Below are 20,805 nucleotides of genomic sequence, written 5' to 3'. Positions count from 1 at the left end.
CCCCAGGCGTTATGGCTGGACGGTCGCAGTGGCGGTTTGCAGGGGTGCGCTGAACGATTGATCGAACAGGCTCGCGGCCGGGTACGACTTGATAAGGCCCAGACCTGCGAAGAAATCCACGGTCTTCTGCGCATCGGCAATCACTTGCGGGCTCAGCGGCTCGACGTTGGTCCGGGCACGGGCGAACCACACGCGGGCAATCTCGGCGTCGGCGCGGGTGCGCTTGGCCCAGGCATCGGCGTAGGCATCGGTATTGGCCGAATCCTTCAGGGTCCATTCACGGGCCTTTTTCAGCCGTTTGAGGAAGTCATCGATGGCGGCGCGCTTGGTGCCGATGATATGAGCGTTGGCGACCACGTAGCTCTGGGCCGGGATCAGCCCTTCAGCGGTGGCCAGAATCCGCGCCCCTTGGCGCTCCTGTTGGGTAACGTAAGGTTCCCAGGTAGCGATGACGTCCACCGAGCCGCCGTCCAGTGCATGGGAAGCGTCCAGGGCGCTGAGGTAACGCAGGTCGAGGGAGTCGCGTGGCACACCGGCCTTGTCGAGCGCTGTGAACAGCAATTGCTGGCTCCACGAGCCTTTCCAGATCGCCGCCCGCTTGCCGCGAAGGTCGGCGATGCTGTGGATGTCCGAGTCCTTGCGCGCAAGAATGGCAACGCCGCCCAGGTTCTGCCGGGTAATGGCAATCACCTTGATCGGCGCCCCCAGCGCGCCTAAGAACAGCGGCGGCGCATCGCCCAGCAGGCCCAGGTCCAGGCTGCCGACATTGAGCGCTTCGGCCACCGGGGATCCTGCGGTGAATTGCTTGAACTCAAGGGTATAGGGCAAATCGTTGAGCACCCCCGCCGCTTCCATCACCGCTTGGGCGTTGTAGCTCTGATCGCCCACCACCAGGGTTTGCGCTTGCGCGGACAGGCTCAGCAAGGCGGCCGCAGCACCGGCGGCCAGATTCTTCAGATAATGCACGTTCGTCTCCAGATGCCTTCTCAAGGCAGGTCAGAACGATCCGCGCGCACGGTCTCGCCAGCTTTGACAGCTAATTTATAGCGTTTGCGTATAACTACGCTCCTGCTTATAAGCTAATGCGTTCACACGACGTTGTGAAATTCGATTTGGGTATAACCTAATGTCATCAACATGCGTCAGACACATGTCTTGTGATTTCCCCAGTGAACTACCCTTTCAAGCCATGGGCAGTCTGTTCTTTTCATGATCGGTGCGCACATTGGCGACAGACCGCTGTCCATCCCATAGGCATCACGCAGAGAGGATTAGACATGTCTTCAGATTCTCGTCCCGCGGTACTCGAACTGATCGGCAACACCCCGCTGGTGAAAGTCACCCGGATCGACACCGGCCCCTGCACCCTCTTCCTGAAACTCGAGTCCCAGAACCCCGGCGGCTCGATCAAAGACCGCATCGGCCTTGCCATGATCGACGCCGCCGAACGCGACGGCAGCCTGCGCCCCGGCGGTACCATCGTCGAAGCAACGGCGGGCAACACCGGCCTGGGCCTGGCGCTGGTGGGGCGCGCCAAGGGCTATCGGGTGGTTTTGGTGGTGCCCGACAAGATGTCCACCGAGAAGGTCCTGCACCTCAAGGCCATGGGCGCCGAGGTGCACATCACCCGCTCGGATGTCGGCAAGGGCCATCCGGAGTATTACCAGGACCTCGCCGCCCGGCTGGCCAGGGAAATTCCCGACGCGTTCTTTGCCGACCAGTTCAACAACCCTGCCAATCCGCTGGCCCATGAGTGCAGCACCGCACCGGAAATCTGGGCGCAGACCCAACATGATCTGGACGCTATCGTGGTGGGTGTCGGCTCGGCCGGGACCCTCACCGGCCTGACCCGGTTCTTCAAGCGCGTGCAGCCGGATCTTGAGATGGTGCTGGCCGACCCGGTGGGCTCGGTGGTCGCCGAATACAGCCGCACTCGCACCCTGCCCACGCCCGGTTCCTGGGCGGTGGAAGGCATCGGCGAGGACTTCATTCCGTCGTTTACCGACATCTCCACCGTGCGCCACGCCTACTCGATCAGCGACGAAGACAGCTTCGAACATGCGCGCAAGCTGCTGCGTGCCGAAGGCATCCTCGGCGGGTCCTCGACCGGCACCCTGCTGGCCGCCGCGCTGCGCTATTGCCGCGAGCAGACCGAGCCCAAGCGCGTGGTCAGCTTCGTCTGCGACACCGGCACCCGCTATCTGTCCAAGGTCTACAATGACCAGTGGATGACGGATCAGGGCCTGTTGCAACGCACCCACTACGGTGACTTGCGTGACCTGGTGGCCCGCCGCTTCGAAGACGGCCGGGTCATCAGCGTGGGGCCCGACGACACCCTGCTCACCGCCTTCCAGCGCATGCGCCTGGCCGATGTTTCCCAGCTACCGGTGCTGGTCAACGGCAAGCAACTGGTCGGCGTGATCGATGAATCCGACATCCTGCTCAACGTACACAAGGATGCCTCGCGGTTTCGCGCCGTGGTCGCTGACGTCATGACCGAAAAGCTGGAAACCCTGGCGCCGGATGCGAGCCTGGCGCAGCTTCAGGAAGAACTGGACCGCGGGTTGGTCGCCATCATCGCCGACGCGTCCGGCTTTCATGGCCTGATAACCCGTTTTGACCTGCTCAATCACTTGCGGAGATCCCTTGCATGACTCAGCACGACGACAGCCACCCGTCCCACGCCTTCGCCACCCGCGTGATCCACGCAGGCCAGGCGCCCGACCCCAGTACCGGCGCGCTGATGCCGCCGATCTACGCCAACTCCACCTATCTGCAGGAAAGCCCCGGGGTGCACAAGGGCCTGGATTATGGCCGCTCGCACAACCCCACCCGCTGGGCGCTGGAGCGTTGCGTGGCGGATCTGGAAGGCGGCACCCAGGCCTTTGCCTTCGCGTCGGGCCTCGCCGCCATCGGCTCGGTGCTCGAATTGCTGGATGCCGGTTCGCACATTCTCTCGGGCGATGACCTGTACGGCGGCACTTTCCGTCTGTTCGACAAGGTGCGCAAACGCAGCGCCGGGCACCGCTTCAGCTTCGTCGACATGACGGACCTCTCGGCCTTCGAAGCGGGCCTGCAAGACGACACCAGGATGATCTGGGTGGAAACTCCGAGCAACCCGCTGCTGCGCCTGACGGACCTGGCCGCCATTGCGCGCATCTGTCGGGATCGCGGGATCATCTGCGTGGCGGACAACACCTTCGCCAGCCCCTGGATCCAGCACCCGCTGGCGTTGGGGTTCGACATCGTGGTGCACTCGACCACCAAGTACCTCAATGGCCACTCGGATGTGATCGGCGGGATTGCCGTGGTCGGGGACAATGCTGATCTGGCCGAGCGCCTGGGCTTTTTGCAGAACTCGGTGGGGTCTATCGCAGGTCCCTTCGATGCGTTCCTGACCCTGCGCGGGGTGAAGACCCTGGCACTGCGCATGGAACGGCACTGCGCCAATGCGCTGGAGCTGGCCCAATGGCTGGAGCGCCAGCCGCAAGTGGCGCGGGTCTATTACCCCGGCTTGCCGTCCCACCCGCAGCATGCGCTGGCGTGTCGGCAGATGCGCGGTTTTGGCGGGATGATTTCCCTGGACCTCAATACCGACCTGGCCGGTGCGCGACGGTTTCTGGAGAAGGTCGAGATCTTCGCCCTCGCTGAAAGCCTGGGCGGTGTCGAAAGCCTGATCGAACACCCGGCGATCATGACCCATGCCAGCATCCCGGCGGCCAACCGCGCAAGGTTGGGCATTGGTGACGCCTTGGTGCGGTTGTCGGTGGGCATCGAGGACGTCGAAGACCTGCGCGCCGACCTGGCGCAGGCGCTGGCGAGTATCTGAGACGCAAGGCCGGCGGCGGTCGTGACGACGCCACCGCCGGCAAGCCGTGCTGCTACAGGACCGGTGCTGACCACAATTTCATGACCTGTAAATGATTAAAGACATCCCACAAACCCGTAGCAGTCCGGCTTGCCGGCGATGGCGATCTAAAGGACGCCCCCGCCGGCAAGCCGCGCTGCTACGGGACCGTGCTGATCACAATTGTGAGGTCTGCACCGAAAGCCTGTGGGAGCGGGCTTGCCCGCGAAGGCGTTGGGCCTGACGCCTTGATGGTGCCTGATCCACCGCTTTCGCGGGCAAGCCCGCTCCCACAGATCATGACCATTCAATAATTGAAGACATCCCGCAAACCCGTAGCAGCCGGGCTTGCCCGCGGGTCGATCTCAAGGACGCCCCGCCGGCAAGCCGTGCTGCTACGGGTGATCGGGGGGTTACTTCCAGGCTCCACCCTCGACGATCACTGCCGCAGGATCGGTATCGGCTGCCAATTGCTGGCGCACGTACTGGTCGTACAGTTTCAGCAGGTATTTCTCCTTGCCAAGGCTGGCCAGCTCACCGTTGACCCACTGCTGCAACTCGGCATTGCCCTTCTTCACCGCCGGCGCAATCGGCGCTTCGGCGCCCAGTTTCTGCGGCAACACGCGATACCCCGGGTTCTGCTTGGCCCAACTGAACAGCACCAGGTTATCTTGCGCATAGGCATCGCCCCGGCCATTGGCCAACGCCTGCAAAGACTCGGAGTTTTTCTCGAACTTGAGCAGCTTCCAGTCAGGATGATTCCTGGTCAGCCAGATGTCGGCAGTGGTCCCGGTGGTGACGATGATGGTTTTGCTCGCCAGATCATCCAGGCTCTTGACCGCACTCTTCTCCGGCACCAGTGCCTGTACCGCGACCCGCAGGTTCGGGTTGGTGAAATCGACCACCTGCGCACGCTCGGGCGTGACGGTCATGTTGGCCAGGATCAGGTCGACCTTGTCACTTTGCAGAAACGGAATACGGCTGGCGGGCTCCACCACCACGAATTCGATTTTCTTCTCGTCCCCCAGCAGGTCCTTGGCGAAACGGCGCCCCAGGTCGGTGTCGAACCCGACATAGTCGCCCTTTTCGTTGACGAACCCGAACGGCGGTTTGTCGCTGAACACGCCAACCACCAGCTTGTCGCGGGCCTTGATCTTGTCCAGGTACCCTTCGGCGTGGGCAGCGACGCTGCTCAGCAATCCGATGGCCAGCAGAGGGAAAACGAGGGCAGTTTTAATGTTCACGATGCATTCCTTTTAGGCAAATTTTCTACATAGGAAAACTTCTCCAGAAACTGCTGCGCGCGTGCGGTCTGCGGGGAGCTGAAGAATGTTTCAGGGGCGCTCTGTTCGGCGATCCGGCCGCCGTCCATGAACAGGATCCGGTCCGCCACCGCACGGGCAAAGGCCATTTCGTGGGTGACGATCAGCAGCGTCATGCCGCTGCGGGCGAGGTCCAGGATCACCTCCAGCACTTCCTTGACCATCTCCGGGTCAAGGGCTGCGGTAACCTCGTCGAACAGCATGACTTTTGGGTTCATGCACAGGGCACGAACGATGGCGATGCGTTGCTGCTGGCCGCCGGACAACTCGCGGGGGTAGGCATCGCGCTTGTCCAGCAGACCGACGCGTGCCAGCAGCGTTTCAGCCTGGGCCCTGGCCTGTTGCAGCGGGCGCTTCTGCACGCTCAAGGGGCCGAGCAGGATGTTGTCCAGCACGCTCATGTGCGGGAACAGGTGATAACTCTGGAACACCATGCCGATCTGCTGACGCACCAGTCGCCAGTCAGTGTTGGCCGGCAACTCGCGCCCGGCGAAGCGATAGGTGCCCGCGTGCCCCAGCTCCAGGCCGTTGAGGCATCGCAGCAAGGTGCTCTTGCCACAGCCGCTGGGGCCGAGGATCACCACCACCTCGCCTTCGCGCACCTTGAGGTCGATGTCCTGCAAAACCGGGCTGCTGCCGAAGTTCTTGGAGAACCCCGCCAGTTCTATCAATACACTCATGAATGATTCCACCGCCGCTCGAGCACGCGGGATGCGGCTGACAGCGGATAACAGGCCAGAAAGAAAAACACGAAGAGAACGCCGTAGATCAGCACCGATTCGTAGGTGCGTTCGATGATCTGCTGGCCAATCTTGATCACGTCCACCACGCCGATCAGCACCGCCAGCGAGCTGGTCTTTATCAGCCGCGTGAAGACGTTGATCATCGGCGCTGTCATGCGTCGCAGGGCCTGGGGCAGCAGCACCTTGCCGTACAGGCGCGGCAGGTCCAGGCCTATCGCCAGCCCCGCTTCGCGCTGGCCACGGGGCAACGAGCGCAAGGCGCCCCGTACCACTTCGCCAGCTTCCGAGGCACCCCACAGCGACAGCACCAGCACCGCGCACCAGAAACCCTGGATGCTCCAGCCGAAGAAGATCGGCAGGCCGAAGAAAAACAGGTACAGCCAGACCAGTACCGGAATCGCCCGAAACAGCTCCAGATACACCAGCAGGATCAGGTCCAGCCAGCGAATGCCCAGGTTGCGCAGCACGCCGTAGATCAGCCCGCCGACACTGCTGAACATGATGGCCAGCGCCGAGATACCCAGGGTGCGGCCGATGCCGGTCGCCAGTTGCGGCGCCGACACCCACAGCAATTCAAGACCCGAACTGGCCATGGGAAAGCCTCCTTTCCAGCGCCCGCAGCAACAGCGACAGCGGCACGAACAGCACCACGCACAGCCCGGTCATGACCGCGAGCATCTCGTAGGTCTTGTAATACAGCGCGATGTAATTCTTGGTGGTGTAGAGAATTTCCGGCACCGCCAACGCCGACACCACGGTGGTTTCTTTCAGCAGGAAAACGAAGTTGGCGAACAGTGCGGGCAGGCTGAGGATTCCGGCCTGGGGCAGGATCACGTGGCGCAGCAACTGCCAGCGCGACAGGCCGATGGACAGCCCTGATTCGATCTGCGAACGGGGAACGGCTTCGATCCCGGCGCGCAGGATTTCGGTCAGGTAGGCGCCACCGAGAAAGGTCATGGCAATGATCGCCGACGCAAAGCCGGAGATACGAATGCCGATACTGGGCAAGGCGAAATAGATGAAAAACAGCTGGATCAGCAGCGGCGTGTTACGAGCCAGCTCCACGTAGACTCGCACCAGCGGCTGCAACAGCGGCACGCGAAACATCAGGATCGTCGCATTGACGAGCGCCACACACAGCGAGGTGGCGATGGCAATAAGGCCCACCTGCAAGGTGACGCCCACCGCAGCGATGAACGCGGGCAAGGTGGACAGGGCGAAGGCAACATCGAAATTCATTTCAGGGCATCGACAGGAACGGACCTGGACGATTGCAGGCTTTGTGCCATATCCCACACAAGCGAAAACAGGCCATCGCGCATCCGGGAAGCCTGCTAACTGATTGTTTTCAAACGAAAGTGTTGAACCGGTGTTGCCATGACAACATCCACCGGACCGGAGTAGTCGGCTTGCTGGCGACAGCGACTTCAGGGCCGCCCCCGCAGGCAAGCCCGGCTGCTACAGGATATGAGGTGTTCGTTAAAGCGGCATACGCTCGATGCTGAAACGTTTTTGAACACAATACTTGTACAGACGTTGCATAATGTATAACCATGCGCCCTCCTTAAGGCACAATGCCATCACATTGAAGGGCCTCGCCCAGCACAACCCGTTTCCCCTGAGGTTCTCATGCAGTTGATCGACGACCCGGATGCCATGTACCGCCTGCTCATCCAGGGTGTCGTGGACTACGCCATTTACATGCTCAGCCCCGAGGGCATTGTCGCCAACTGGAACCCGGGCGCAGAACGGGCCAAGGGCTATACCAGCGCTGAAATCGTCGGCAAGCATTTCTCGGTGTTCTACAGCCAGGAAGAGCGCGACCGCGACCAGCCGGGGCAGAACCTGGAAACCGCACGCCAGACCGGCCGCTTCGAAGCCCAGGGTTGGCGCATGAAAAAGGATGGCGGATCGTTCTGGGCCCACGTCGTCATCGATGCGGTCCGTGATCCGGCGGGCAACCTGATTGGCTTTGCCAAGATCACCCGGGACATCAGCGAACGGCGCGAGAATGAACTTCAAGTGCTGGAAGCCAAGGTGCTGGCCGAGCAATACAGCGCGGAGATGGCATCGCTGTCGCGCTTTCTCGATTCGGTGATCTCCAACATCCCGGCCAGCGTCATCGTAAAGGACGCCCAGACCCACCGCGTGCTGCTGGCCAACCAGCAGGCCGAGGCGCTGCTGTCGGTGGGCGGCGTCACCATGGTCGGCAAGATGCTCAGTGAGTGCCTCCCACACGAGGTGGCGGTCTATATGGACCAGCAAATGGGTGACGACCTGCGCGCAGGCGACATCAGGACCGCTGAAACCCTGGTCAGCACCAACAAGGGCCCCAAGACGCTCAGAAGCCGCACCGTGCTCAACCGCGACCCCGGCAACACCACCGATTACGTGCTGTACGTGGCCGAGGACGTGACCGTGGAGTTGGCCGCGACCGCCAGAATCCATCACATGGCGCACCACGACGCCCTGACCGGCCTGCCAAACCGGGTGCTGTTCCATGACCGCCTCAAGACCACCCTCGCCCAGGGTCAAGGTTCGGAAAAACTGACCGCCGCGCTGTGCCTGGATCTGGACGACTTCAAGAACATCAACGATGCCCTGGGCCACGGCTTTGGCGACAAACTGCTGCGCGCCCTGAGCAACAGGCTGCGCTCCGAGCTGCGCGATCGCGACACCCTGGCCCGCCTGGGCGGTGACGAGTTCGCGGTGGTGTTGCCCGAACTGGACACCGCCGAGGCTGCCGAACTCACGGCGCAACGGCTGATCCAGGCCGTGCGGCCGCCCTTCCTGATCGAAGGCCATAGCTGCTCGGTGGGCGTGAGCATCGGCATCGCCCTCTCGCCGGACGACCACGACACACCCGAGCAGTTGATGGGCTACGCCGACATGGCCCTGTACGAAGCCAAGCGCAACGGCCGCAACCGCTTCGAGCGGTTCCGCGCGCAACTGGACGAAGCGGCGCGTTACCGTCGTTCGATGGAAACCGACCTGCGCACCGCGCTGCATTTTGGCCACCTGCAACTTCACTACCAGCCCATCGTCAGCCAGAACGGCGGGCAGATTTCAGGCTACGAGGCGCTGCTGCGCTGGATGCACCCCACCAAGGGCGCGATCATGCCGATGGACTTCATCCCCATGGCCGAAGAAACCGGGCTCATTCACGAGGTGGGCAACCGCGCGCTGAACCTGGCCTGCCAGGAAGCGGCCAACTGGGGCACCGAGCAGACCGTGGCGGTGAACCTGTCGCCGGTGCAGTTCAGCAACCCCGGGCTGGTCGACGCCGTTGCCCTGGCGCTGGCGGATTCGGGCCTGGCCCCAGCTCGGCTTGAGCTGGAAATCACCGAATCGGTGTTGCTGGAAAACAGCGACGAGAACGTCAACACCCTGAGGGCGCTCAAGGCCCTGGGCGTGGCGATTTCCCTGGATGACTTCGGCACTGGCTACTCGTCCCTGGGCTACCTGCGCTCGTTCCCGTTCGACCGGATCAAGATCGACATGTCGTTCGTGCGGGAAATGGCCAACAGCAAGGAAGCGCTGGCCATCGTGCGGGCGATCACCGGCATGAGCAACAGCCTGATGATCAAGACCACGGCCGAAGGGGTCGAAACTGTCGAACAGATGCAGCAGTTGATCAGCGAGGGCTGCTCGCATTTCCAGGGGTATTATTTTGGCCGGCCTATGCCCGCCGCAGAGCGCCTGGAGACGGTGAGCGACTAGTCTCGATTGACCGTAGCAGTCCAGCTTGCCGCGGCGGTATCGAGATCGCCGTCGCGGGCAAGCGCGCTCCTACAGAACGATTCGCCGCACCACAGTCCGTAGCAGCACGGCTTGCCGGCGGGGGCGACGTCAGGATCGATACAGACCTGAAGCCTTACCCCGCCTTCGCCATCTCTTCATCGGCCTCATGGGCCTGCACCGCATGGGCCAGGTCCTCGGTCATGCGCAACTCGACGCCGGTCGCGGAATACTGCGCGGCGGCGGCAAACGGCGCGGACGCCACCGGCACCGGGTGCGCGCGACGACGCCAGACGAAGAACGCCACCATCCCCAGGTTGATGACCGCAAACGCCCAGAACAGCCCTGACGGCCCTGCCCAGGTCATGACCGGGGAAATCGCCATCGGGCTTACCGCCGAACCCAGCGAGTTGATCAGCAGCAGGCCCTGGATCATCCGCACCAGGGCGCCATCCGGCGCGCTGTCGGCAGCATGACTGACCGCCACTGGATACACCGCGAACACCCCGCCACCGAGCAGGAACATCACCAGCACCATCGGCCAGCCCGAAGGCGGCAACAGCACAGCGGCAACCGACAGCACCGCGCACGCTGCGCCCAGGATGATGAGCACGGTCTGGCGGTCCTTGCGGTCCGACCAGCGCCCGACCGGATATTGCAGCACCATGGCGCCGAAAATCACTGCAGCCATCATGTGCCCGACTTCCGTCACGTTCAGCCCCACCTTCTGCAGGTACAGCGGCAGCAAGGTGTAAACCGCCGCAATGGCCACGCCCGAACCAAAGCAGCCCATGACCCCGGTCGGCGTGATGCGCAGCAATTTGCCCGGATGCAACGGCTCGGCGCGCTCCACCAGCGGCGTGACCTTGGGAATCATCACGATCGGCACCAGCGACAGCGAAGCCAGCATGGCCGCAATGGTAAACGGCACATCCTGCCCCGCCCCCATCACCGTGCCCAGGCTCAGTTGCCCCAGCAGGCCCGCGCTGTAGAGCGCGATCATGTACAGCGCCAGCAGGCGCCCGCGAATCTTGGGTTCAGCCACCAGCAGCAGCCAGCTTTCCACCACCAGGTACACACCGACGATGGCCCAGCCGTTGATCAGGCGCAGGGCCGACCAGATCCACGGATCGCTGCACAGGCCTTGCAGCGAAATGGTCACCGCGATCAAAGCGGCGAAGCAGCTGTAGGCACGAATATGGCCAATGCGGGAAATCAGGCGCTCGTTGAAGATCGAGCCTAGGGTCAGGCCGATGAAATAAGCCGACGACACCACCCCTACCATCGTCGCGGAGAAACCCATGGCATCCAGGCGCAATGTCGTCAGCGACGACATCAGCGCGCTGCTGATGCTCATGATAAACAGACCCAATAGCGGAGCCAGCGCCATGGACAGCAATTGCACAGACATAACGACCTCAGTGGACAAACAGAAAGGTATCGTTGCTGGCGGGGGCTTTATTGGAATTGTGCAGCGGGCAACGCAGGGCGCGCATCTTAGCGGGCAAGATGGCGCTGTTGAAGACGCCGGCAGGAAGAATTTCGACACATCGGTCGGCAAGCCGATAGTCGGCGTGGGCAAGGGGTATTGATGTGGCCACAAGGCTTGCCGGCGGTGGTGATTTTTAGATCGCCCCGCCGGCAAGCCGTGCTGCTACGAGTCTGAATCAGACAGGATTAGCGGCGATCCAGCCACACGGTTTGCGCGTTGCAGAACTCGCGGATGCCGAAGTGCGACAGCTCTCGACCGAAACCGCTCTTCTTCACGCCACCAATCGGCACGCGGGCATCGGAGGCGGTGTAGCCATTGATGAACACGCCGCCGGTCTCCAGACGCGCAGCGATGTCGCGGGCCAGTTCCACATCGGCAGTCCAGACACTGCCGGCCAGGCCGAACTCGCTGTCGTTGGCCAGTTCCACCGCGTGGTCGGCATCACGGGCAACGATCAGGGACGCCACCGGGCCAAACAGCTCTTCCTTGAAGGAGGTCATGCCCGGGCGGACGTTGGCCAGAATGGTTGGCGGGTAGTAGTTACCCTCGCCCGCCAGCTTGTCGCCGCCCAACAGCAGGGTGGCGCCTTCGCCGAGGGTCTTCTGCACCTGATCGTGCAGCTCGTCCCGCAGGTCATAACGGGCCATCGGGCCGATGTAATTCTCGTCCACAGTCGGATCGCCCATTTTCAGCGCCTTGACCGCCGCCACGAACTTCTCGGTGAAGGCCGGGAGCACGCTTTCTTCGACGATGATCCGCTTGGCGGCCACGCAGATCTGCCCGCTGTTCTGGTAACGGCCGACCGCAGCGGCCTTCACCGCCTCGTCGAGGTCAGCATCGGCCAGCACGATGAACGGATCCGAGCCACCCAGTTCCAGCACGCACTTCTTCAACGCCGCACCGGCCTGCGCAGCAATCGCCGAGCCTGCACGCACGCTGCCGGTGACCGCGACCGCTGCGATGCGCGGATCGGCGATGGCACTGGAAACGCCTTCGTTGGTGACGTTGATGACCTCGAACACGCCCTCCGGCAAGCCGGCCTCAGCCCAGGCATCACGCAGCAGATAAGCACTGCCCATGACGTTCGGCGCGTGCTTGAGCACGTAGGTGTTGCCCGCCAGGATCATCGGAATCGCGCCGCGCATCACCTGCCAGATCGGGAAGTTCCACGGCATGACGGTCAGGATCGGACCCAGCGGCAGGTAATCGATGTAGGCCTTGTCGTTTTCCACCGGAGTCTTTTCCGGCGCCAGCATGGCCGGGCCGTGTTCGGCGTACCAGTCGCAGGTGGCTGCGGTTTTTTCGACTTCGCCACGGGCCTGGACAATCGGCTTGCCCATTTCAGCGGTCATCATCTGCGCCAGCGCTTCGGCATTCTGGCGCAGCGCCTTGGCGACCTTGCGCAGTTGCTCGGCGCGCACGCTCACAGGCTCCTTGCGCCAGGCCTTGAAGGCGGCGGCGGAGCGGCTGAGGGTTTGCTCAAGATCGGCTGCGCTTTCGAACGGATACTCGGCAAACACCTCGCCGGTGGCTGGGTTCAAGGAGATGGCGTGGGTGGGGGATGCGTGTTTCGACATAATCAAAAGCCTCCTGATGACGGTTGACCTTCGCCGCCGGGCAGACGCCCGTTGCTGAAGTCTTGGGGCCACGATAATCTCTCGCTGAAATTTGTGATAATGAATAATTATCAAAAATACATTCTCTAATCGAGAAAGAACACGAGACGCCCATGGACCTGACCCAACTCGAACTGTTCAAGGCCATCGCCGAAGAAGGCAGCATCACCGCCGCCGCCCAGCGCCTGCACCGCGTACCCTCCAACCTGACCACGCGCATCAAGCAACTGGAACAGGAACTGGGGGTGGATCTGTTCATCCGCGAGAAACTGCGTCTGCGCCTCTCGGCCACCGGATGGACCTTTCTGGACTACACCAAGCGCATCCTGGAGCTGGTGGAAGAAGCCCGCCAGGCCACTTCCGGCACTGAGCCCCAGGGCGTGTTCTCCCTGGGGTCGATGGAAAGCACGGCGGCGGTGCGCATCCCTTCCCTGCTCGCCGACTTCCACCAGCACTACCCCAAGGTCGAGCTGGATCTGTCCACGGGCCCTTCGGGCGACATGATCGATGGCGTGCTGTCGGGTAGGTTGAGCGCGGCGTTCGTCGACGGCCCGCTGCGCCACCCGGAACTGGAAGGCATCGAGCTGTTCGAGGAAGAAATGCTGCTGATTACTGCGGCCACCCACGAGCCGGTGAGCCGCGCCCGGGACGTCAGCAGCAAGACGGTCTACGCCTTTCGCCAGAACTGCTCCTATCGGCGGCACTTCGAGGAGTGGTTCAAGGCCGACATGGCGACCCCCGGCAAGATCTTCGAGATGGAGTCCTACCACGGCATGCTCGCTTGCGTCACCGCAGGTGCCGGGGTGGCGATGGTGCCGCGCAGCATGCTCGAAAGCATGCCCGGTTGCCGCAACGTCAACGCCTATCCGCTCAGCGAGGCGTTTCGCTACCTCAATATCTGGCTGACCTGGCGCCGGGGCGTGCGCACACCGGCGCTCAACGCGTTCATCGAGCTGGTACAGAAAACGGTGGGACAGCCCCGGTCCGCTGACGAGGCTGTGTGAAGGCCATCGCTGCCCGCCGACAGGCCCAGGCCTGGACCTAGCGTGGAATGATGATGGGGACGAAGGTCGTCGGGGCCTGAGGCCCCTTCATCAGGCCATCGGCCTCGACGATGTGGATGCCCTTGCCCTTGGCGTAATCGAACAGCTTCTGGGTCGAATCGCGGTCGACATAGCCACCATCGTCGATGATCGCGCTGAGCCCGGTCTGGCGCTGCGCCTCGACGAACTGCACCTGCCGGGTCAGGCCGAAGTTTTCCAGGCTGACGGCCTTCAGGTCCGTCCATTTGAGCTGGACGATCTCGGTGTAATGCAGGGTCTTGGCATCCCAGCCCAACACCGACAAGCCATCGTCGGTAAGCGCATAGGTGCAGAAACTCATCCCGCCGACATTCGAGCCCGGTGTTGCGACCACCACGTTGCAGCGACCATGCTGGAGAACCGGTTTGACAATTTCAGGATTCTGGCTGGCCACCTGGGCCGCATAGCCTGCGCGATCGTAATATACGGTTGCCTTGTCCAGTGGCGTTGTGCACCCGGCCAGCAAAACCGCCCCGAGCAGCGTCAGACTTCCTATCGCTTTGTACATGACTTCCTCATTTGGAAACACGGCAGACGACCCTGCCGACCACTTCGATACGGTGTTGCCTGAGCGCTACAGGCAATCGGCGCGGGTGACCTGGAAGTGAGAAACCACCTCGCCGGTCGAATCCCGGTAGGAGTAACCGATCCGGGCGCCGCCTTTGAGCAAATCGAGATACAACGCCGTGCTGCAGGCATTGCCCAACACCGACTTGCGCATCACCTGCTCGAACTGCCCGCGATAGTCCGCTGGAACCACGTCGTCCGGCAGGGCGAAGCGCATCTCGATCTGCTGCCCTTCGACGAGGTCAGCGCCGTCCAGGCGGGTGACTTCATCGAGCATCATGGGCGCGTTCTTGTTCAGAACCTGCACCGCCCGTTCGAGTTTTTCCCGGGTGCTCGGGTCCAGGCGCCAGGAAAAAAGCACCTTTCCTGCTGGCACTGTCATGAGTACCAGAAACGTAACGAGCAGAATCTGTTTCAACCGGAAAGCCTTGGCTGGATGCCCGCTCATACCGGCGGACAAGGTCGAAGCAGATGTTGAGCTGGAGGGATTCACGAAGCATCCTTGCAGTGGCGCAGTGACATCATTCAATGGCGGCGATAGTAAACAGCCAGCACTTTGACGTCAATCATCCGCCAGCCCTTCTACCGGGCAAAAAAAACGGTCACCCCGACAGAATCCGGGATGACCGCTGGTTTGCTTGAGGTGATTACTTGGTGAGTCTGTCGTAATCCATCTCACCGGCCACTTCACGGAAGTTCATGTGGTCCAGTTGGTTGGCGGTGCGATTGGCGCCTGTCTTGTCGGAGCCATCGGAGGCCAGGCCGCGCTCGGGTTGGCCATTGGCAGCGACCGAATTGGCACCTACGTGATCGGCACCGTCGGCCGCTACGCGATTGGCACCGACCTTGTCTGCGCCATCAGCCGCCACACGATTGGCACCGACCTTGTCTGCGCCATCGGCAGCCACACGATTGGCACCGACCTTGTCTGCGCCATCGGCCGCCACACGATTGGCACCGACCTTGTCTGCGCCATCGGCTGCAACGCGATTGGCACCGACCTTGTCTGCGCCATCAGCAGCCACACGATTGGCACCGACCTTGTCTGCGCCATCGGCAGCCACACGATTGGCACCGACCTTATCTGCGCCATCAGCCGCTACACGATTGGCACCGACCTTGTCTGCGCCATCGGCAGCCACACGATTGGCACCGACCTTGTCTGCGCCATCAGAAGCCACACGATTGGCACCGACCTTGTCTGCGCCATCAGAAGCCACACGATTGGCACCGACCTTGTCTGCGCCATCGGCCGCCACACGATTGGCACCGACTTTATCCGCGCCGTCAGAAGCCATGCGGTTGGCACCAACATTATCCGCGCCGTCCGAGGCCATGCGGTTGGCACCAACATTATCCGCGCCATCGGAGGCCGTTGCGTTGGCGCCGACATGGTCCGCACCGTCGGATGCCGTCCGGTTCGGTCCGACTTTCTCCGAACCGTACTCGGCGACAGTCTTGCTGTCCTTCACTTCGTCGGCCGCGCATGCAGCGGACACACCCAGAGCCAGCACGGAAACCGTCAGGCCCATAATCAATTGTCTCTTCATAACCGATTGCTCCAGATGTCATGTCGGTTGATGCGAGCGAAATGCCCGGGGTTGCTTTCCTGAACCAATGAAAGACCGTTATTTGACAACGAACGACGATAACTTCCCTGAGTCGCGCACTCGGCCAACCCGCTAACACACCACGCTAAATGGCACGCGGTGATAACGCTGTTTGGATGCACGGGTTCAGCGTAGTCCCAAAGAGCGGTTCGTGCCCGTGATTGCGGGACAATCCGCCGGGTGGTGGAGGGTTTTCACCACAAGATTTTCGAGCCGCTAGTTCGCCATTAGTTCGACGAGCGCCATGGAAAAGCACGATTGTGCAAGTTGGCGCTAATTGATGTTCGGGCGATTGGTTTAGTTTCGGTAACAATAGTTGATGTCACACGGACCGTAGCAGCACGGCTTGCCGGCGGGAGCGGTGTGCCAGGCGAGTTGTTTCTCAAAGACATACCGCCCCGCCGGCAAGCGGAGCGCCGCCCGGCCGGGCTGCTACGGGACGGCGTTCCAGAGCCGCTGCGCCCTTCCATCATTACCGTTAATGACGACCATAAAGACGATTGTCTTCAGCTTTCCAGGGGGTCGCGTAACATCGCGCCATCACTTGCTCATCCCCCATTCAGCTCAAAGGACCATCGCCATGACCATCCACCTGATTAACGCTGCCGTCCTCTCCGTCGTGACCGTGTTCCTGGTCAACCGTGCATTTGCCCTGTACGACCTGGTCAACGCAGCGACTGTTTCCGAACATATCTAAGCCCCAGCGAATGCCGGGAGGCTCACGGCATTGGCCGAGTTTCCTGGGACATGAATTCGGTGATTCGCGAACGCAACCAGCGTTCGGCCGGATCGTTGTCATGGACGCCGCTCCAGACCATCGACAGCTCAGCAGGCTCGATGGCGAACGGCGGATCTTCAGCGCGTAGCGCACAGCCTTCCACCAAGGCACAGGCGGCATAATCCGGGACCGTGGCAATCAGCTCCGTGCCCGCCAGCAACGCCCGCAAGCCACTGAACTGCGGCACCGCCACCACAACCTTGCGCGCCCGCCCGACCTTGGCCAGGTCCAGGTCGATGTTGCCCGACAGGTCCCCCGAGAACGACACCATGGTGTGCGGCCTTGCGCAGTAATCATCCAGCGTCAGCGTGCCCGGACGCTTGTCGCCGCGCAGCACCTTGACGCCGATATCCCGCAGTTTCTTGCGCTTGGCGTTGGCCGGCAATTCGGTGGTGTAGCTGATGCCGACCGAAATCTCTCCCGAGGCCAGCAGTGCCGGCATCAACAGGAAGTTGGCCCGACGCACCACCACGATGATCCCCGGCGCCTCTTCCCGCAGCCGGGTCAGCAGCGGCGGAAACAGCCCGAACTCGGCGTCGTCCGAGAGCCCGATGCGGAAGATGTCGCAACTGGTTGAGGGATCGAACTCCTTGGCGCGGCTCACCGCACCGGAAATGGTATCCAGCGCAGGCTTGAGTTCCTTGAGAATGTCCAGCGCCCGCGCGGTGGGCTCCATGGCCCGGCCGTTGCGCAGCAGCAACGGGTCGTCGAACAGGTCGCGCAACCGCGCCAGAGCCGCGCTGATCGCCGGCTGGCCCATGAACAGTTTCTCGGCCACCCGCGTCAGGTTGCGTTCGAACATCAGGGCTTCGAAGATCACCAGCAGGTTCATGTCGACGCGGCGCAGGTCGTTGCGATTCATTGAGTCATTCCGTGGTCAGCGTGGAGGATGCCGAAGCGGCGAGCGGGCATGAGCATATCCTTTGCAACGGCGTCGTTGAACCGGGATTTTCGCGAACCAGCCTGCGCAGGTATACACGCCTAGCCGCGTGAGGAATTGAACGAATGTGCGCTTTGAAAACGCCCCCGGATCGCTGCACAGCACTGACTGACTAAAATCAGCACAGCGCATCAATTCAAGCATCGCCGATGCCTGACAGAGTGGCACCCTGCTTTCGCTCTCTGAATAAGGCCGATCCATGGCAAGCCGCTTATCCGTTCTGACCCTGGCGCTGGTCGCCATCTCCCCTGACCTTATGGCCGCCACCGACGATGAACATGGCTTTCTGGCCGACACCTCGCTTGACGTCCTGTCGCGTAATTTCTTCCTGCAAAACGACTACCGAACCGGGCAACGGGACCAGAGTTATCGCCAGGAATGGGCCCAGGGCTTTATCGCCAACCTGCACTCGGGCTTCACCCAAGGCACCCTGGGCGTGGGTGTCGACGCCCATGGCTTCTATGGCCTGAAGCTTGATGGCGGGCGCGGCCATGCAGGTGCCGGGCTGCTGCCGCTGGACAGCGACGGCCGTGCCGAGAGCGACTATTCCGATGCCGGCGCCGCGCTGAAACTGCGGCTGTCGAAGACCACCCTGAAAGTGGGCGAAATGGAAGTCGAGACGCCAGTTTTCGACACTGGCGACAAACGCCTGCAACCCGAGTATGCGACGGGCCTGCTGCTCGACAGCCGAGACATCGACGGTCTGAAGCTGGTGGCCGGGCACTTCAACGCGTTCAGGAATCAGAATGCCTCGACGTCCAGAGGCGACTTCGACGGATACGGCGCCAGCACACGGGGTCGCTCCATCAGCCTGGCGGGTGTCGAAACCACCGGCAAGGAACCGCTGGGCGGTTCGGTCTACGCCTCGCAACTGACCGACACCTGGCGCCAGTACTACGGCAACCTGCACTACCTGAACGTGCTTTCGGACAACAGTGCCCTGCTGCTGGACAGCAATCTGTACCGCACCCTGGATCAGGGCAGCGCCCGCGGTGGCGCAATCGACAACACCGCCTACAGCCTCTCGGCGCGGTACAGCGTGGGCGTCCAGGCGTTCACCCTGGGCTGGCAGAAGATAGATGGCGACACGCCGTTCGATTTCGTCGGTGGCGACTCGATCTACCTCGCCAACTCGATCAAGTACGCCGACTTCAACGGCGCCCACGAACAGTCCTGGCAGCTGCGTTATGACCTGGACGCCAGTGCATTCGGCGTGCCGGGGCTCAAGTTCATGACCCGCTACGTGCGCGGCAGCCAGATCGACGGCACCCACGCGCCACAGGGTGCGGTCTATCAACCGTTCGATGAGGTGACGGGGCGGTATCAGCCGATCCAGGGCCAGGGCGGGCGCCACTGGGAGCGGGATATCGATGTGAAATACGTGGTGCAGTCGGGTCCGGCCAAGGACCTGTCGCTGAACCTTTCCCACGTCGCTCACCGGGGTAACGCAGCTCAGGGCGGCGACGATATCGACCGGTTGTATATCGTGGTGGAGTACCCGCTGGACCTGCTCAAGTAAGCCCGATCACTGCGCGCAGCAAGCTGGCGCCCCAGCCATGGAGCGGCGCCAGTTGAACGGGGTGATACCCACCTCGCGGGTGAACACCCGGGTGAAATGGGATTGATCGGCAAAGCCGCAATCCAGGCTGATCTGCGAGATGGTCAGCGCCGAATCGCCGAGCAGGCCCTTGGCCTTGTCCAGGCGCAGTTGCAGGTACCAGTCACGGGGGGACAGGCCGGTGTTTTTCTTGAAGGCGCGGGAAAAATGGCTACGCGACAGGGAGCACTCATTGGCAACCTGGGCAATCGACAGGCCCTTGTCCATCTGGCTGGTCATCAACTCCTTGGCGCGGCGTTCCTGCCAGGGCGACAGCGCCACGCGGTCGGCCGAGGCGTCAGGTTCGGGCTGTTCGTCGACCGGATTCAGATACACCGACAGCTCGTGAACGACCTGGTCCAGCAACTCCTGCTCACTGCCCAGCAGTGAACGCATGGAGGCCAGCAGCGAGCGAAACTGTGAAGGGTTCATGGCGTTCAATTTTCGGGCTCTCCAGCTTACCAGGGCGGTTCATGGAGTCTGGGCGGGCACCACCTTAAAGTCCTTCCTGAGGCATTAAATGTTCTGAATGGTTAATAACGCCACCCGTCTCAAGGGCCCGTTGCAGACGCTTTCAGAACTTTTCAGGTGCGCAACAAAGACGTTCATGGCGCTCAGCGCTATGGTCAGTTTTCCGAGGCAGGTTCGCTGCGAGGGATGCAAGTGACCACCCGATACATAGCTGGCGTCTCGATCCCCAACAGCGCGATGGCACGCGCGGCGACCGAGCTGATGCGCGACACCCAGTCCGGGCTGCTGTTCGATTCGGCCCTGCGTACCTTTGTGTTCGCGAGCCTGCTGGGTCAGGGACGAGAATTGCGTTACAGCCCGGAATTGCTGTACGTCGGCGCGCTGTTTCTGCGCATTGGCGTGACGGCGCTCTACCGACACTCGCAACGGCGCTTCGAGGTGGACAGCGCGGATGCGGCGGCGGAATTCCTGCGCGGGTTCGGGCGCTCCCACGAGGACATCGACGGGGTCTGGGATGCGATCGCCCTGCACACCACGCCCGGAATCGCCCGGCACAAACCGGCACTGACCGCGCTGCTGGCTACTGCGGTGGAGGCCGATCTGCTGGGCCGTCATTGCCAGACGCTGTGCCCCGATACGCTGGCGCGAATCCTCAGTGCCCTGCCCCATGAGCCTGGCTTCAAGGTCAAGTTGCTACACACCCTGGCGCTGGGCCAGATGCATCGCCCGCAAAGTACCTCGGGGACGGTGAACGCCGATGTGCTGACGTTTCATGACCGGCAGATGAAAGTGGACGGATTCTGCAAACAGCTACTGGATGCGCGCTGGCCGTGATTCCGAGCCCGTAGCAGTCCGACTTGCCGGCGTAGCGTCCTCAAGATCGCTCCCGCGGGCAAGCCCGGCTGCTACGGGGATTGGGGTGTTCGCACAGTATGTGTTTGGCTCCGGTCCGTAGCAGCACGGCTTGCCGGCGGGGGCGTCCTCAAGATCGCCGACGCCGGC

At 62.3% G+C, this 20,805-nt stretch carries 18 protein-coding genes and 1 pseudogene; 7 read left to right on the top strand and 12 right to left on the bottom strand.

What is annotated here, in order from left to right:
- Nucleotides 1-9: 9 nt before the first annotated feature.
- The gene (locus ACIPO9_RS11665) at nt 10-966 is read right to left on the bottom strand and encodes an ABC transporter substrate-binding protein (RefSeq protein ID WP_400780978.1); all 957 of its coding nucleotides are present in this window, start codon (nt 964-966) and stop codon (nt 10-12) included.
- A 311-nt stretch (nt 967-1,277) separates the two neighbouring features.
- Between ACIPO9_RS11665 and ACIPO9_RS11660 the strand changes: the two genes are divergently transcribed.
- Nucleotides 1,278-2,654 carry a pyridoxal-phosphate dependent enzyme gene (locus ACIPO9_RS11660; RefSeq protein ID WP_400780977.1) on the top strand — a complete coding sequence of 459 codons (1,377 nt, stop codon included), beginning with the start codon at nt 1,278-1,280 and terminating at the stop codon, nt 2,652-2,654.
- Entirely contained in the window at nt 2,651-3,829 is a 1,179-nt protein-coding gene (locus ACIPO9_RS11655) for a cystathionine gamma-synthase (protein WP_400607283.1), read from the top strand. The genes ACIPO9_RS11660 and ACIPO9_RS11655 overlap by 4 nt, the downstream gene beginning before the upstream one ends.
- Before the next feature lie 431 nt (nt 3,830-4,260).
- Here ACIPO9_RS11655 and ACIPO9_RS11650 read toward each other — a convergent pair whose 3' ends face one another.
- The 4 genes from ACIPO9_RS11650 to ACIPO9_RS11635 are packed head-to-tail and all read right to left on the bottom strand — an operon-like array spanning nt 4,261 to nt 7,151.
- Nucleotides 4,261-5,085, bottom strand: a complete 825-nt coding sequence (locus ACIPO9_RS11650) for a transporter substrate-binding domain-containing protein (RefSeq protein ID WP_400781078.1) — start codon at nt 5,083-5,085, stop codon at nt 4,261-4,263.
- A gap of 2 nt (nt 5,086-5,087) precedes the next feature.
- A complete protein-coding gene (locus ACIPO9_RS11645; RefSeq protein WP_274130736.1) occupies nt 5,088-5,849 on the bottom strand; it encodes an amino acid ABC transporter ATP-binding protein in 762 nt (253 codons plus the stop codon).
- Nucleotides 5,846-6,505, bottom strand: a complete 660-nt coding sequence (locus tag ACIPO9_RS11640; RefSeq protein ID WP_400780975.1) for an amino acid ABC transporter permease — start codon at nt 6,503-6,505, stop codon at nt 5,846-5,848. Before ACIPO9_RS11640 ends, ACIPO9_RS11645 begins: the two co-directional genes overlap by 4 nt.
- Nucleotides 6,486-7,151 (bottom strand): amino acid ABC transporter permease, encoded by a 666-nt coding sequence (locus ACIPO9_RS11635; RefSeq protein ID WP_400780973.1) that lies wholly within the window; start codon nt 7,149-7,151, stop codon nt 6,486-6,488. Before ACIPO9_RS11635 ends, ACIPO9_RS11640 begins: the two co-directional genes overlap by 20 nt.
- Nucleotides 7,152-7,541: 390 nt before the next feature.
- On the opposite strand from ACIPO9_RS11635, the gene ACIPO9_RS11630 reads away from it, so the two are divergent.
- Entirely contained in the window at nt 7,542-9,632 is a 2,091-nt protein-coding gene (locus tag ACIPO9_RS11630; protein WP_274130733.1) for an EAL domain-containing protein, read from the top strand.
- 154 nt (nt 9,633-9,786) lie between these two features.
- Here ACIPO9_RS11630 and ACIPO9_RS11625 read toward each other — a convergent pair whose 3' ends face one another.
- The gene (locus ACIPO9_RS11625; RefSeq protein WP_274130732.1) at nt 9,787-11,061 is read right to left on the bottom strand and encodes an MFS transporter; all 1,275 of its coding nucleotides are present in this window, start codon (nt 11,059-11,061) and stop codon (nt 9,787-9,789) included.
- A 10-nt stretch (nt 11,062-11,071) separates the two neighbouring features.
- On the opposite strand from ACIPO9_RS11625, the gene ACIPO9_RS11620 reads away from it, so the two are divergent.
- Complete coding sequence (locus tag ACIPO9_RS11620; RefSeq protein ID WP_274130731.1) at nt 11,072-11,242, top strand: hypothetical protein; 171 nt, start codon at nt 11,072-11,074, stop codon at nt 11,240-11,242.
- 85 nt (nt 11,243-11,327) lie between these two features.
- On the opposite strand, the gene ACIPO9_RS11615 is transcribed toward ACIPO9_RS11620, so the two are convergent.
- On the bottom strand, nt 11,328-12,719 hold the full coding sequence (locus ACIPO9_RS11615; RefSeq protein ID WP_274130730.1) for an aldehyde dehydrogenase family protein: 1,392 nt from the start codon (nt 12,717-12,719) through the stop codon (nt 11,328-11,330).
- 152 nt (nt 12,720-12,871) lie between these two features.
- Here ACIPO9_RS11615 and ACIPO9_RS11610 point away from each other — a divergent pair, with 152 nt between their 5' ends.
- The gene (locus ACIPO9_RS11610) at nt 12,872-13,762 is read left to right on the top strand and encodes a LysR family transcriptional regulator (RefSeq protein ID WP_400780969.1); all 891 of its coding nucleotides are present in this window, start codon (nt 12,872-12,874) and stop codon (nt 13,760-13,762) included.
- A 37-nt stretch (nt 13,763-13,799) separates the two neighbouring features.
- Here ACIPO9_RS11610 and ACIPO9_RS11605 read toward each other — a convergent pair whose 3' ends face one another.
- The 4 genes and pseudogenes from ACIPO9_RS11605 to ACIPO9_RS11590 all read right to left on the bottom strand — a co-directional run bounded on the left by ACIPO9_RS11605 (nt 13,800) and on the right by ACIPO9_RS11590 (nt 17,657).
- Nucleotides 13,800-14,348, bottom strand: a complete 549-nt coding sequence (locus ACIPO9_RS11605; protein ID WP_274130728.1) for a hypothetical protein — start codon at nt 14,346-14,348, stop codon at nt 13,800-13,802.
- Between the two features lie 66 nt (nt 14,349-14,414).
- Complete coding sequence (locus ACIPO9_RS11600) at nt 14,415-14,768, bottom strand: hypothetical protein (RefSeq protein ID WP_400780967.1); 354 nt, start codon at nt 14,766-14,768, stop codon at nt 14,415-14,417.
- 466 nt (nt 14,769-15,234) lie between these two features.
- Nucleotides 15,235-15,588: pseudogene (locus ACIPO9_RS11595) on the bottom strand (phage infection protein); the annotation flags it as partial.
- Between the two features lie 1,148 nt (nt 15,589-16,736).
- A complete protein-coding gene (locus ACIPO9_RS11590; protein ID WP_274130726.1) occupies nt 16,737-17,657 on the bottom strand; it encodes a LysR family transcriptional regulator in 921 nt (306 codons plus the stop codon).
- 277 nt (nt 17,658-17,934) lie between these two features.
- Between ACIPO9_RS11590 and ACIPO9_RS11585 the strand changes: the two genes are divergently transcribed.
- Nucleotides 17,935-19,254: an OprD family porin gene (locus tag ACIPO9_RS11585; RefSeq protein WP_400780964.1), complete on the top strand. Its 1,320-nt coding sequence runs from the start codon at nt 17,935-17,937 to the stop codon at nt 19,252-19,254.
- 6 nt (nt 19,255-19,260) lie between these two features.
- On the opposite strand, the gene ACIPO9_RS11580 is transcribed toward ACIPO9_RS11585, so the two are convergent.
- The gene (locus ACIPO9_RS11580) at nt 19,261-19,764 is read right to left on the bottom strand and encodes a helix-turn-helix domain-containing protein (protein ID WP_400780962.1); all 504 of its coding nucleotides are present in this window, start codon (nt 19,762-19,764) and stop codon (nt 19,261-19,263) included.
- A gap of 156 nt (nt 19,765-19,920) precedes the next feature.
- Here ACIPO9_RS11580 and ACIPO9_RS11575 point away from each other — a divergent pair, with 156 nt between their 5' ends.
- Nucleotides 19,921-20,637, top strand: coding sequence for a phosphohydrolase (locus ACIPO9_RS11575; RefSeq protein ID WP_400780959.1), 717 nt, complete (start codon nt 19,921-19,923; stop codon nt 20,635-20,637).
- The last annotated feature ends 168 nt before the right edge of the window (nt 20,638-20,805 follow it).

Origin of the sequence: Pseudomonas sp. NPDC090203 (assembly GCF_044746765.1) — a bacterium.
In the GTDB taxonomy this organism is placed as follows: domain Bacteria; phylum Pseudomonadota; class Gammaproteobacteria; order Pseudomonadales; family Pseudomonadaceae; genus Aquipseudomonas; species Aquipseudomonas putida_AD.
The sequence above is the reverse complement of the archived record's forward strand: the minus strand, read 5'-3'. Positions and strand labels throughout refer to the sequence as shown.

Bases quoted from the DNA above. Each gene is read 5' to 3' on its own strand.
- ACIPO9_RS11610 (WP_400780969.1), top strand. From the start codon at position 12,872: ATGGACCTGACCCAACTCGAACTGTTCAAGGCCATCGCCGAAGAAGGC.
- ACIPO9_RS11605 (WP_274130728.1), bottom strand. From the start codon at position 14,348: ATGTACAAAGCGATAGGAAGTCTGACGCTGCTCGGGGCGGTTTTGCTG.
- ACIPO9_RS11640 (WP_400780975.1), bottom strand. From the start codon at position 6,505: ATGGCCAGTTCGGGTCTTGAATTGCTGTGGGTGTCGGCGCCGCAACTG.
- ACIPO9_RS11635 (WP_400780973.1), bottom strand. From the start codon at position 7,151: ATGAATTTCGATGTTGCCTTCGCCCTGTCCACCTTGCCCGCGTTCATC.
- ACIPO9_RS11630 (WP_274130733.1), top strand. From the start codon at position 7,542: ATGCAGTTGATCGACGACCCGGATGCCATGTACCGCCTGCTCATCCAG.
- ACIPO9_RS11590 (WP_274130726.1), bottom strand. From the start codon at position 17,657: ATGAATCGCAACGACCTGCGCCGCGTCGACATGAACCTGCTGGTGATC.
- ACIPO9_RS11660 (WP_400780977.1), top strand. From the start codon at position 1,278: ATGTCTTCAGATTCTCGTCCCGCGGTACTCGAACTGATCGGCAACACC.
- ACIPO9_RS11615 (WP_274130730.1), bottom strand. From the start codon at position 12,719: ATGTCGAAACACGCATCCCCCACCCACGCCATCTCCTTGAACCCAGCC.
- ACIPO9_RS11655 (WP_400607283.1), top strand. From the start codon at position 2,651: ATGACTCAGCACGACGACAGCCACCCGTCCCACGCCTTCGCCACCCGC.
- ACIPO9_RS11625 (WP_274130732.1), bottom strand. From the start codon at position 11,061: ATGTCTGTGCAATTGCTGTCCATGGCGCTGGCTCCGCTATTGGGTCTG.
- ACIPO9_RS11585 (WP_400780964.1), top strand. From the start codon at position 17,935: ATGGCAAGCCGCTTATCCGTTCTGACCCTGGCGCTGGTCGCCATCTCC.
- ACIPO9_RS11580 (WP_400780962.1), bottom strand. From the start codon at position 19,764: ATGAACCCTTCACAGTTTCGCTCGCTGCTGGCCTCCATGCGTTCACTG.
- ACIPO9_RS11645 (WP_274130736.1), bottom strand. From the start codon at position 5,849: ATGAGTGTATTGATAGAACTGGCGGGGTTCTCCAAGAACTTCGGCAGC.